Below are 13,389 nucleotides of genomic sequence, written 5' to 3' on the forward strand. Positions count from 1 at the left end.
ATAGTCCTGTTCAATATTTTTATTCTTCAGATCTTAACCGGTTTTGCCCTCTGGGCTCAAGCTAATCCCGATAGTCTATTATATACCCTAACAGGTTGGATATTCTCAATAGCAAGTAATCAGTGGGTAAGATTTTTTCACTATTTAGTTATGTTTCTCATAGGTGGTTTTGTAATAAATCACTTGTATAGCGCTGTATTATTTGACTTCAAAACGCAGTCTGGTGAAATCAGTTCAATATTCTCTGGTTGGAAACCTCAAAGGGATTAAAAAGGCAGGCTACCAGCCTGCTCTTTTTGTATTTACTAAAGGAACAATTTATTTGACCGATCTATTGATTGACTTTTAAGAATATGATATAATTATATATTATATTGGAGGTTTATTATTATGAGCGTTAGGTTTAGATTAGCATTGTCTTTTATTATAATGTTTTTGATAATACTGTTCATATCCATTTATTCATTCCAACAGATTAAGCGCAATAACTTCTTTGTGGAAAATATATACAAAGAGAAGATGAAATCAATAGAAAACATGTTCAGGTTTTATAGAAATGCCACAAATGCTTTTGATAACGTTTTTAGAATTCGTGATGATCTTGCAAAACACACTAATCTTGATAAAGCAATTGAAAATACCAGAAAGGCCTACGTACAGATAGAAGAAGCCAACAAAGGTTTTGAAGTAATTAAACAGAAAATTGCCTTTGAATCAGCAAAAGAGTTAGATGTTGCGATGAAGACCGTCATAAAAGAGTTTAATGAGTTGAAAACAGCTGTAGAAAAAAAAGATACACAGAAAGCTTTAGAGATAATTGAGGTATTATCAGATGATGTTGAAAATTTAAAAGAAGCTATCCTTGTCGTCGTGGATGACATACAATTTAGTACAAAAGACTTTTACGATGAATCTAAATATATTTTCAAAAAATCTATATTTGTCCTAACAAGTGCCATCGTTATTGCTGTTTTATTATTCATCATAATAAGTATCTTCCTGGATAGATCTGTCATAAAACCAATAAACAACACAACAAGCATGTTAAAAGATATCGCAGAAGGTGAAGGGGATCTTACAAAAGAGATTATAACAAGGAAATGTGAAAAAGATGAAATATGCCAGTTAGCCACATATTTTAATAATTTTGTTGCTAAACTAGGAAATATCATTAAGGATCTTAGGGATTATGCAAACGAAAATAGTACTGAAACAAAATCTATATCAACAATGATGGAAGAATTAGATAAAACCGCAAGCTCCTTAAACGATATAGTTTCCTCACTATCTTCAGCTATAGAAGAGATGAATGCAAATGTAAGAACAATAGCAGACAATTCAAACCATCTCACTGAAATGTCGGAAGAGGTAAGCAATTCCGTTACAATAGGGAGTAAAAATGTTGATGAAAGTATCAAAAGAATTACAAAGATAGGTAATGAAACCAATAACCTTTTAGATCTTTTTACAAAGTTCAACGAAAACGTTAAAAAAATCGAAGAAGTAGTCATAGTAATAAACGATATAGCAGATCAAACAAACCTGTTAGCTCTGAATGCAGCAATAGAAGCAGCACGTGCAGGAGAACATGGTAGAGGCTTTGCTGTCGTAGCTGATGAAGTAAGAAAATTAGCAGGCAAAACATCCGACTCAACAAAAGAGATCGAAAATATCGCAAGAAGCATTAGTAAAGAATCCCAATCAGTTCAAAACAGTATAGAAAACGTCAATCAAGAGGTGGAAATGGGTGTTGAAAAAATTAGTGAGTTAAAAGGTGTTTTTGGTCGTATATCAGAAAACATAGCAAACCTTAAGAATAAGATAAATAACATCAATATATCAATAAATGAACAATCATCAGCCATGAATGAGTTGGCTGTACAAACAAACCAGGTCACATTAAGCACCCAAGAGATCAAATCTGCTATAGATAATGGTGTCCAATCAATAGAAACTCTTGAACAAACAGTCGAGAAGATGAATAAAATCGTCAGAATGTTTAAAATAAAAGATTAAACACATCAATATAAAACTACGGGCAGCCTTTGCTGCCTTTTATTCTTTAATTAACCCTTTGAATTTTATTATTTTTATATTATAATCAAAAAGCAAAAGGTTGGAGGAAGATATGGATAATGAAAAATTAAAAGCATTAGAAGCAGCTTTATCCAAAATAGAAAAAGACTTTGGCAAAGGCGCCGTAATGAAGCTTGGAGATAAGGCCATAGAAAAACCGCCCGTGATCCCAACAGGTATACTTACATTAGATGCAGCTCTTGGAATTGGAGGTGTTCCGAGGGGAAGGATCATCGAAATCTTCGGTAGCGAATCAAGTGGTAAAACCACCGTTGCCTTTCATATCATTGCCGAAGCACAAAAATTAGGTGGGATTGCCGCCTTTATAGATGCGGAACATGCAATGGACCCGGTATATGCAAAAGCTATTGGTGTTGATGTGGATAACCTTCTAGTAAGTCAACCGGATAACGGTGAAGCAGCCCTTGACATTGCAGAGACACTAGTAAGAAGTGGTGCTGTTGATATAATTGTTATTGACTCCGTTGCGGCCCTTACACCAAAAGCAGAGATCGAAGGGGAAATGGGAGACTCTTTCATGGGTTTACAGGCAAGACTAATGAGTCAAGCACTAAGAAAGCTAACAGCTATAGTCAATAAATCAAAAACAGTACTAATATTCATAAATCAAACAAGACAAAAAATCGGTGTAACCTATGGTAACCCTGAGACAACTACAGGTGGTAATGCCCTGAAATTTTATGCTACCATCAGGATAGAGGTAAAAAAGGCTGGACAGCTAAAGGATAAAGAGGAAAATGTAGGAAGCGAAACCATAGCAAAAGTGGTCAAAAACAAGGTTGCACCACCTTTTAAACAAGCCAAATTTGATATCCTTTATGGTACCGGCGTGTCTAAGGAAGGTATTATCATAGATTTGGGTGTAGAAGAGGGGCTGATAGGAAAATCTGGAGCATGGTTTAGTTATAAAGACACAAAAATAGGTCAGGGTAAAGAAAACGCAAGAACCTTTCTAAAAGATAACCCAGAGATCATGAAAGAGATCGAATCCGAAATAAGAAAAAAACTGGGTTTACCTATCCTTGAAAACTGATGGTTACACAAGGAGTGAACAGTGATAGATGATATATTAAAATCTGCTTTCATTAAAAAAGCTTCCGATATACATCTTAAAGCAGGAAAAAACCCTATTTTTAGGATAAATGGACAACTCATCCCGTCAATCGATTTCCCCAAGCTCACCCCTGAGGATACAATAAAAATAGCAGGCACAATTATGAGTAACCATGTCAAAGCAAAGTTTAAAGAGCAGTTTGAAGCTGATTTCTCTTACAGTGTAGCTGGTGTTGGACGTTTTAGGGTAAATGCATATATTCAAAGGGGAACGGTGGCTCTCGTTTTTAGAACCATACCTCAGGAAATACCATCTTTAGATAGTTTGGGTCTTCCCCCTGTGATCTCAAAAATTGCCGAAGAGCAAAGGGGTCTCATCCTTGTTACAGGTACCACGGGTAGTGGAAAGTCAACAACCTTAGCAGGTATGATAGACTATATCAATTCCCACGACGATGTTAACATCATCACCATAGAAGACCCAATAGAATTTTTACATAAAGATAAAAAATCTATAATATCCCAAAGGGAGATAGGCACAGATACCCTATCTTTTTCAGAAGCACTAAAAAGATCACTTAGACAGGATCCAGATGTTATCCTGGTTGGTGAAATGAGAGACTTAGAGACAATAGAAACAGCCCTCCATGCAGCAGAAACCGGCCATCTGGTTATGAGCACCCTTCATACCTTAGATGCACCAGAGACTATAAACAGAATAATTTCCATGTTCCCCCCCTATCATCAAAAACAGATAAGAATCCAACTGGCCTCGGTACTAAAAGCGATTATTTCCATGAGACTTGTACAAAGAAAGGATGGAACGGGAAGGGTTCCTGCTGTAGAGGTTATGATTAATACTGCTACTATTAAGGAGTGCATAATAGATAAAGACAAAACCCAGATGATAAATGACTATATAGAACAGGGAAAATCTGTATATGGTAGCCAGAGTTTTGATCAATCCTTGTATGATCTGTATAAAGCAGATCTGGTCACCCTTGAAGAAGCACTCAAATATGTCAAACGTCCTGATGATTTCAAACTGAAAATAAAAGGTATCAGCAGTTCTTCAGATACTTGGGGAGTTGATGACAGATAAAGTTTTTTCCTATGCTATAAAGCTTTTAAGTAGAAAAGACTATTTTGAGTCAGAATTAAAGGAAAAACTAAAAAGCAGATTTGATAATGTAGATATAGATTATGCGTTAAAAAAATTAAAAGATTTAGGCTACTTAGATGATAACAAAACTAAACAAAATTATATAAGATCCCAATCTAAAAAAGGGTTTGGGCAGTATCTTATCAAAAGAAAACTATTAGAAAAAGGTATCGAAGTTGATGTTGTCGAAATCGACGATTACATAATAGAAGATGATCTAAAAAAGAAAATTAAAAGTAAATATTATAAATATCAAAGAGATAAAGAAAAGACTATTGCTTATTTTTATAGAAAAGGTTACCCTTATGAAAGAATAAAGACTCTACTTTCGGAGGTTTTAGAAGATGAAAGTGATTTTTCTTAAAGATGTCAAAGGTGTTGCCAAAGCCGAAGAGGTAAAAGAGGTAAAAGAGGGGTATGCGAGAAACTATCTTTTTAAAAATAATCTTGCCATAGAAGCCACCGAGGCAAACCTCAATAACCTAAAGAGAAAAAAAGAACAGGAAGCAGCCGCCGAAAAAAATAAAATAGAAGAAGCAAAAGCTATCTCCCAGAAATTAAGCAATATAACTATAACCTTGAACAGAAAAGCGGGTGAAAAAGGTAGACTTTTTGGAGCAATTACATCCAATGAAATAGCAGAAGAATTAGAAAAAAATGGAATAAAGATCGACAAAAAACAGATAGACCTCAAAGCCCCTATTAAGGAGACAGGCGAATACAAAATAAAAATCAATCTCTATAGGGAAATAAAAGGGGAATTTACACTTATTGTCAATGGCTAACTCACAGTTTAAAACCCTCCCCCACAGTGTTGAAGCAGAGCAGGCAGTACTTGCATCTATACTTCTTGACAATAGATCGTTGGACAGGATCATACATATAATAAGCATCGACGATTTCTATATCCCCTACAACAAATTGATCATGAGCAAGATCCTGGAACTTCAAGAGGAAGGCAAAGTCATCGATCTTGTCACTGTGGCTGAAAAGCTCATCACAGAAAACCTCATCGAGAAAGCTGGAGGTATGAATTACATCTCTGGTTTAGTAAATATTATCCCAAATGCCGCAAATGTAGTTCATTATGCCACAATAGTTAGAGAAAAAAGTCTCCAGAGAAAGCTGATAGAAAAATCGGTCGAAATATCGGAATTAGCTTATAACTATTCAGGTGATATTAATGAACTTTTAGACGATGCTGAGAAAAAGATCTTTGCTGTAGCAGAATCCAGAATAAGGGGTGATGTCAAACCATTAAGCCAGATTGTCACTAAAACATTTGAGATAATAGAATCGATATACAACAGAAAAGGTCAACTTACAGGGACTCCCACCGGTTTTTTGGAGCTGGATAACCTTACAAATGGGCTTCAAAGGTCTGATCTTATTATTGTGGCTGGAAGACCCGCAATGGGTAAAACCGCTTTTGCTCTCAACATAGCTCTTAATGCCTGTATAAAATATAACAAAGTAGCAGTAATGTTTTCATTAGAAATGTCTGCAGGCCAACTTGTTCAGAGATTGCTTTCTGTGGAAGCAAACGTAGAGGTACAAAAACTGAGAAACGGTAAACTAAGTCTTGAAGAATGGCAAAAACTAGCTTCCGTAGCAGCTGCCCTTCACGATATAAACTTTTACATAGATGATACCCCAGCCATCTCTGTCACAGAAGTAAGAGCCAAATCCAGAAGAATAAAAAGGGAAAAAGGGTTAGACCTAATTGTGGTGGACTATCTTCAACTAATGAGCAGTAACAAAGGGGAAAGCAGAGAGCAACAGATATCAGAAATATCCAGGTCTTTAAAAGCATTAGCCAAAGAACTCGACGTTCCTGTGATAGCACTATCCCAGCTAAACAGAGGTGTAGAAAATCGTCACGACAAAAGACCTATACCTTCAGACTTAAGGGAATCAGGAGCAATTGAACAAGATGCAGACTTGATAATGTTCCTGTATAGGGATGAAGTATACAACAAAGACACAAAAGAACCCGGTGTAGCTGAAGTCATCATAGCAAAGCACAGAAACGGCCCCACAGCTACTGTCAAACTGGCGTTTATAAAACAATACACAAAGTTTGCCAATCTCGAACACAATTATGTATAAAAAAATAGACACTATAAAAAATATTATGTCAATTAATTCAAACATAAAAAATATAACAGGGCGTACCATCTAAAACATTAATTTGGTATTCATTTTGCTAATCACTCGATTATGAAAGGATATGGTGCTTACCAAACCACAATATGTTCTGAAATAAGTTTTTCTGGTATAGGGTTGCATTCTGGCAAAGAGATTACAGTAAAGATATACCCTGCACCAGCAGATCATGGTATCCAATTTAAGAGGGGTGATGTTAAAAACTCAGATAGTGTCAAGTTATCACCTTTCAGCGTCTACTCCACACAACTTGCCACTTCTATCAAATGTGGCGAACTACCTATAAGCACCATTGAGCATATATCAGCAGCATTCTATGGCATGGGAGTAGACAACGCTCTTGTGGAAGTTTTTGGTACAGAGATCCCTATCCTTGATGGAAGCTCCTACCCCTTCGTAAAAATGATAAAAGAAGCAAGGATCAAACAGTTAAATAAAAAAAGGAAGTTTATCAAGCTACACAGAAAGATAGTTATAGAAAAGGATGGTAAGCTCATTGAGATGCTTCCGTCAAGATTCATGAAGATAACAACACAGATAGATTTTGATAACCCTTTCATTGGATATCAAAAAGTCTTTATCAACATTACCCCTGAGAGCTTTGAGCGGGATCTTGCTCCAGCAAGAACTTTCGGATTTAAAAAAGATGTTGAATACCTTTGGTCTTTAGGTCTTGCAAAAGGTGGTTCTTTAGATAACGCAGTAGTTATAGATAACGACAAAGTACTGAACCCGGATGGGCTTAGAATGCAGGATGAACTTGTCCGTCATAAGGCATTAGACCTTTTAGGTGATCTTTCACTGATTGGATACAGATTCTTTGGGCATGTGAGAGCTTATAAATCTGGTCATCTTATAAACAACATCTTTGCAAGATCCCTTCTGGTATCCACTGATCTATATTCCCTTATTGAACTCGACGAGGAGTTTTCACCAAAGGCCTACGAATCACCTATTGCTGAACCTGCTCTTGCTGTTATTTAGAGCTCTTGTAGAGAAACCTTTGTAACATTATAATTACAGTAATCGCCAAAACAAAACGTATCCCAAAGAGAATAAACCCGTTTGCACCAACTGCTACAAAGATCAATGTATCTTCAATAACAGCATGACAAATGGATAAAAAGATAGCGGATAATACCGTATCCTTATGGGACATCTTGTTTTCCATAGCATTTTTAATAAGGATCCCTGCTCCGTATGTGATCCCAAGAACAAACCCAACCACCATAGTTATAGAAGCATTTGTGGAAATACCCAAAGCCTCCATTGGTGTCTTAGCATATTTTTGTGTCAACTCAAACAGCTTTGATCTTTCATAAAACTCATACAAAATCATCAACACAACAATTACTACAAATAGTTTTATACTCAACATGGTTGCAGCAATAAGTGAGGATACTATATCTATACCCATATTAGATTTAATATCCCCGCAGCGAAAAATGCTCCTGTTATCCTAACAATCAGTATCATATAGCCATTGGCTCCAGCTCTGGATAAAACTGCCGTTTCTATAAACAGATTATGAGCAAGGCCCAAAAACAACCCAGCGATAGTCATCTCTTTAGTAGTAAGACTAAGGGGAACAAGAGCCGCAATAGCTGCATACATATTCAACATCATACCTGAAATAATACCTATAGCAGCCTCCCCAGGCAAACCTATTAAAACCATTAAAGGGGCACAAAATTGACCTATCTTGGTTAATACCCCTGTCTGTTTTAGGATATCCACAAAGATATACAGGGGAAATGTATAGATGATCATCTTATAGCTTATCTTTAGACCATTTAAAAAACCAGCTCTTATCGTATCAAAGATCATGTTAAAAGAGGAAGAAATGTTTTAAAGGTCCATGTCCCCGACCTATGTTTAAATCAGCCCCATGTAATATTGCATTATACACATAACTCTTTGACAGCATCACAGACGAAAAAAAATCATAACCCTTAGCTAAATTAGAGGCTATAGCAGACGCCATCGTACACCCAGTTCCATGGGTATTTTTCGTTTCCACCTTTTGCATGGCAAAGATCTCCATCTTATTACCATCAAAAGCTATATCGTAGGTAAACTCCCCTTCCAGATGCCCACCTTTTAAAAGCACATTTTTACAACCAAGCTTTTTTAGCTCGTAGGTTACATCTTTCATATCATCGAGAGTACCAATAAAATCGATCCCCAACAAGACTTTGGCTTCTTCAATATTTGGTGTAATCACATAAGCCAATGGGATAAGCTCATCTTTTAGCTTTGATATCGCTGAATCCTTCAAAAGTTTACTACCCCCTTTGGCCACCATCACTGGATCCACCACCAGTCTCTCCACCGAGTATTTTTTCATTCTATCCACTACCACCTCAATGATCTCAGAGGATGATAACATCCCCGTCTTTACTGCAGCAATATCAAAATCATTAAAAAGGGAGTCTATCTGACTGTAAATTATAGATAAAGGCAGATCGAATATATCAGTGACCCCTAATGTGTTTTGGGCTGTTATTGAAGTAATCACTGTAAGCCCATAAACACCATGGGCACTCATTGTCTTTAAATCGGCCTGAATACCAGCACCAGCTCCACTATCTGACCCAGCTATAGTTAATACCTGTATCATAAGACCTCCTTTACTACGTCATTGTGTAACAGTTATTTCAAACCTATTATCCCCAAAAAGACCATTTAACTGACTAAAAAAAGATAAACAGGGCTTTACCTTTAACTTACCGTTGATGTTTATCTTTACTCTATATTTGCCAGGATCTTCCACCGTGAGCTTTAATGCAGTGTTACCTGGATGTTGGTCTATAAGCTTTTTAAATTCTCTTAAATGCTCCTCTCTTAAGCCTAATAGATCAAATTTTACATTTATACCTGTAATTAATTTTTCAAGGGCCTCATTAGGTTCCATAATCTCATTAGCTGTAACGGCTTTTCTATCACCATTAAAGGACAATCTTCCACGAACTATTATAATATGATCCTCTTCCAGTAGAGCTATCTTTTCCCTATAAAGGGAGCTAAAGACCACCACATCAAAACTCCCCTCTAGATCTTCAAGGGTAACAAAAGCCATCTTTTCCCCTGTCCTTGTGGTGTGGGTTTTTATATTCTTAATAATACCACCGACCACAAGATCCTTCTCATCCTCCATCATTTCTATTTCATTGGAACTTGTCGTTAAGGTAAGCAGAATATTACTATATGCTGATAAAGGATGGTTTGTAAGATAAAAACCCAATAACTCTTTTTCCATTTTAAGTATATCATGCTCTGAGAATTCATCCAGATCAGGATAGAACTCATTATCCATCTCCCCATCAAACAAAAGATCCTCTATGGTAGTTATCCCCAATTCTCTGTTCCGTTGTTTTCTCTGACCTTCATCGATAGCATTATCTAAAACTGAGAGCAGTACCTTCCTCGTTTTACCAAACTCATCAAAAACACCAGTTTTAATTAGAGATTCTACTACCCTTTTGTTTACTACCCTTAAATCAACCCGTTTACAAAAGTCGTATAGGCTTTTAAAGTCACCCCCATTCTCCCGAGCAGATATTATGGAATCTATTGCTGTAAAGCCCACATTTTTTATAGCACCCAAACCGAATCTTATGGAATTTTGATCAATAATAAAGTCTTTACTACTCTTATTTATTGTCGGTGGCAACACCTTAATCCCCATACGCTTGCATTCCTCTATGAAAGCAACAATTTTATCCCCTTTATCCAGTTCTGATGACAAAAGTTGGGACATATACTCCACAGGATAATGGGCTTTTAGATATGCTGTCTGATAGGAGATCATTGCATAAGCTGCAGAATGGCTCTTATTAAAACCATACTCAGCAAATTTCTCCATGAGGTTGAAGATCTCTTCTGCTATTTTTATATCAAAGCCCCTCTTCTTGGCCCCTTCTATCTTAAGCTCTTCACTGCCATATAGGAAGATCTCTTTATGTTTTTTCATCTCCTCCGGCTTCTTCTTACCCATAGCTCGTCTTAGGAGATCAGCGCTGCCCAAACTATAACCAGCTATAATTTGGGCAATCTGCATCACCTGCTCCTGATAAACGATGATACCATAGGTATCCTCAAGTATAGGCTCAAGTTCCGGAAAAAAATAAGTCACCTTCTGTTCCCCATGTTTCCTTTTCACAAAATCATCCAGCATCCCGCTACCTATCGGTCCAGGCCTATACAAAGCCACCAATGCAATAATATCCTCAAACTTGTTGGGTCTAAGTTTTTTGAGCAGGTTTTTCATACCAGGGCTTTCAAGTTGAAAGATACCGGTTGTTTCACCGCTGGAAAGCAATTCATAGGTTTTTTTGTCGTCTAATGGTATATTATTGATATCTAAATCTATACCATGCCTTTGTTTAATAAGCTTTACAGTATCATCAATTACTGTTAAGTTTTTAAGACCTAAAAAATCAAACTTTACCAATCCAATCTCTTCAAGGGTATTCTTCTCATATTGGGTCAGTATCTCATCATTCTGCCCCTTACAAAGAGGTACATATTCAATTAAAGGCTTATCAGCTATCACAATACCTGCTGCGTGCATACCAGTTTGCCGTAAAAGCCCCTCAAGCTTTCTAGCGTTAGTTAACAGCTCCTCACCTTTTTCTATCTGTTTTATATTCTTCTCTAACTCAGGATCCTCTTTCAAAGCTCTTTCAAGGGTCATTCCCGGTGATTCGGGAATCATCTTTGCTACCTTATCCACTATCTTAAGGGGTATCTCCAAAACCCTTCCCACATCCCTTATAACACCCCGAGCTAGCAACTGACCAAAAGTTACGATCTGGGCTACTTTATCGTTACCATATTTGTCGATTACATATTTTATTACTTCGTCCCTTCTGTTCTTACAAAAGTCTATATCAAAATCTGGCATACTCTTGCGCTCTGGATTTAAAAACCTTTCAAACAGTAAGTTAAACCTAATAGGATCTATATCAGTAATACCCAAAGCATACGCCACCAGAGAACCAGCTCCTGATCCTCTACCAGGGCCAACAGGAATTTTACTCTTTTTGGAGTAATTTATAAAGTCCCACACGATCAAGTAGTAACCCGCATACCTTTTCTCAATTATTACTTTAATCTCATAATTTAGTCTTTCGATATATTTGCTTTGTTGATCTACAGGGATACGAGATAACTTTTTATGTAACCCTTGCCGAGCAAGATGCTCAAAGTACGTTTCCACAGTATATCCATCTGGAACCTCATAACGGGGCATGTGGAGATTACCCAGTTCTATACTTACATTACACTCCTCCGCTATCTTCAACGTATTATAACACGCTTCAGGGATACCATAAAAAGTTTCCCACATCTCCTGTGGGGATTTGAGATAAAGCTGATCAGAATGGAATTCAAGCTTATCCCTATTGGAAATGGTTGTTTGCATCTGGATACACATAAGGATCTGATGGGCCAAATGATCACCCTTTTCAAGATAGTGACAATCGTTTGTAGCTACCAATGGGATACCTGTTTTCTTGGATATATTAATAAGCTCTTTATTAACCTGATGCTGTTCGGGGATACCATTTTCCTGTAATTCAAGGTAGTAGTTACCCTTTCCTAATATATCCTCATACTCCTTTGCTGACAAAATTGCCGATTGTATATCACCTCTGAGGATATGTTTTGGTGGTTCCCCTGCTAAACAAGCAGACAAGCCAATTAACCCTTCAGCATATTGCGCCAGTAATTCCTTATCTATTCTCGGCTTATAATAAAACCCCTCTAACTGGGCAAGGCTCACAAGATATTGAAGGTTTTTAAGCCCTTTGTTATTTTTTGCAAGCAAAATTAGATGATAGTTTTTATCTTCACTCTTTTCATAATCCCGCTTTTTCCTGTTATCAGGGGCAACATAAACCTCGCACCCGATGATCGGCTTTATCCCGCTTGAAGTGGTTTTTTTGTAGAAATCTATGGCCCCATACATAGTACCATGATCGGTGATAGCTACTGCCGTAGAACCAAATTTTTGAAGCTTATCTATGAGCTTATTTATCTGTATAGCCCCATCAAGCAAGGAGTACTGACTATGAAGATGTAGATGAACAAAATCTTTACTACCCATCTAATCCTCTTTTACCAAAATCCTAAGGGTCATATTGCTTTTTAAAAACTTTAACCCACTAAGGTTATAGACAATTACTTCAGATAGCATCTCCGAACACCCCTTAACATCTATCTCCAAGTTAAAAGGGAGCATATTCCCTAAAAGAAAATCTGTAACACCATCCACATCATCTAACCCAAAAAAAACAACTTTTTCTGGGTTGGGATGACCTAAGTTAGTTAGCATCTCCTTCAATTGGTTCACTGCAAAATCCGATATCACCCCTATAAGAGTAGGGCTGTCAAAACATACAGGATGATTGTTGTTACCCCTTCTTAAAACCTCTAACTTTGGTATATCGCTTTTTTTATACCCCTCAGTAATAACAATATCCACATCCTGCATATACCTTATCACTAAATCCTCAATAGATGGCTCCTTGTAAACATGGGATTGCACAAGCCCCATCTTTTCTCTGTTAGAAATGATCGATAATACCGCACCAGCTTCTTTAAACCTATAGGAGTCTTTACCTGGTTTATCAATCTCAAATCTGTGGGCATCATGCTTTATAGCACCCACTCTTATCCCTTTTGATGTTAAGACCTTTATCAATTTTTCCACAAAGGTTGTCTTCCCACTACCAGAAGCTCCTACAAATGACACCACATTCTTCATCTATCACACACCTATCATGTTCTACAAGAAGATAAATATTAAGATAAGATAAGTCAATCTTTTTCTAAAAACCATAATCCTATATAGGATTTTTTAGAACAGAGCTCCTATAATAAAAATATTAGGTACATCTATAGCCACT

13 protein-coding genes are annotated in these 13,389 nt (G+C 36.8%); 8 read left to right on the forward strand and 5 right to left on the reverse strand.

The annotated features are described in order from the left end of the window. The 8 genes from N3C60_06170 to lpxC all read left to right on the forward strand — a co-directional run. On the forward strand, window positions 1-270 hold a 270-nt coding region (locus N3C60_06170; protein ID MCX8084490.1), incomplete at its 5' end, for a cytochrome b/b6 domain-containing protein. A 120-nt stretch (window positions 271-390) separates the two neighbouring features. Beyond that, a complete protein-coding gene (locus N3C60_06175; protein MCX8084491.1) occupies window positions 391-2,016 on the forward strand; it encodes a methyl-accepting chemotaxis protein in 1,626 nt (541 codons plus the stop codon). 112 nt (window positions 2,017-2,128) lie between these two features. Then, window positions 2,129-3,130 (forward strand): recombinase RecA, encoded by a 1,002-nt coding sequence (gene recA / locus N3C60_06180; GenBank protein MCX8084492.1) that lies wholly within the window; start codon window positions 2,129-2,131, stop codon window positions 3,128-3,130. 21 nt (window positions 3,131-3,151) lie between these two features. Next, complete coding sequence (locus tag N3C60_06185; protein ID MCX8084493.1) at window positions 3,152-4,252, forward strand: type IV pilus twitching motility protein PilT; 1,101 nt, start codon at window positions 3,152-3,154, stop codon at window positions 4,250-4,252. Next, on the forward strand, window positions 4,242-4,676 hold the full coding sequence (locus tag N3C60_06190) for a RecX family transcriptional regulator (GenBank protein ID MCX8084494.1): 435 nt from the start codon (window positions 4,242-4,244) through the stop codon (window positions 4,674-4,676). The genes N3C60_06185 and N3C60_06190 overlap by 11 nt, the downstream gene beginning before the upstream one ends. Then, a complete protein-coding gene (gene rplI / locus N3C60_06195) occupies window positions 4,657-5,097 on the forward strand; it encodes a 50S ribosomal protein L9 (protein MCX8084495.1) in 441 nt (146 codons plus the stop codon). Before N3C60_06190 ends, rplI begins: the two co-directional genes overlap by 20 nt. After that, a complete protein-coding gene (dnaB, locus tag N3C60_06200) occupies window positions 5,090-6,421 on the forward strand; it encodes a replicative DNA helicase (protein MCX8084496.1) in 1,332 nt (443 codons plus the stop codon). Before rplI ends, dnaB begins: the two co-directional genes overlap by 8 nt. A 111-nt stretch (window positions 6,422-6,532) precedes the next feature. Further along, on the forward strand, window positions 6,533-7,462 hold the full coding sequence (gene lpxC / locus N3C60_06205) for a UDP-3-O-acyl-N-acetylglucosamine deacetylase (GenBank protein MCX8084497.1): 930 nt from the start codon (window positions 6,533-6,535) through the stop codon (window positions 7,460-7,462). On the opposite strand, the gene N3C60_06210 is transcribed toward lpxC, so the two are convergent. The 5 genes from N3C60_06210 to mobB are packed head-to-tail and all read right to left on the reverse strand — an operon-like array spanning window position 7,455 to window position 13,247. Continuing rightward, window positions 7,455-7,895, reverse strand: a complete 441-nt coding sequence (locus tag N3C60_06210; protein ID MCX8084498.1) for a nucleoside recognition protein — start codon at window positions 7,893-7,895, stop codon at window positions 7,455-7,457. The two genes, lpxC and N3C60_06210, sit on opposite strands and share 8 nt — an antisense overlap. Then, the gene (locus N3C60_06215) at window positions 7,886-8,305 is read right to left on the reverse strand and encodes a nucleoside recognition protein (protein ID MCX8084499.1); all 420 of its coding nucleotides are present in this window, start codon (window positions 8,303-8,305) and stop codon (window positions 7,886-7,888) included. Before N3C60_06215 ends, N3C60_06210 begins: the two co-directional genes overlap by 10 nt. Window position 8,306: 1 nt before the next feature. Continuing rightward, window positions 8,307-9,098, reverse strand: coding sequence for a bifunctional hydroxymethylpyrimidine kinase/phosphomethylpyrimidine kinase (gene thiD / locus N3C60_06220; protein MCX8084500.1), 792 nt, complete (start codon window positions 9,096-9,098; stop codon window positions 8,307-8,309). Between the two features lie 18 nt (window positions 9,099-9,116). Beyond that, complete coding sequence (locus N3C60_06225; GenBank protein MCX8084501.1) at window positions 9,117-12,587, reverse strand: DNA polymerase III subunit alpha; 3,471 nt, start codon at window positions 12,585-12,587, stop codon at window positions 9,117-9,119. Then, entirely contained in the window at window positions 12,588-13,247 is a 660-nt protein-coding gene (gene mobB / locus N3C60_06230; protein ID MCX8084502.1) for a molybdopterin-guanine dinucleotide biosynthesis protein B, read from the reverse strand. It lies immediately after the preceding gene. Between the last annotated feature and the right edge of the window lie 142 nt (window positions 13,248-13,389).

It is taken from the genome of Calditerrivibrio sp. (assembly GCA_026415135.1).
In the GTDB taxonomy this organism is placed as follows: Bacteria; Chrysiogenota; Deferribacteres; order Deferribacterales; family Calditerrivibrionaceae; genus Calditerrivibrio.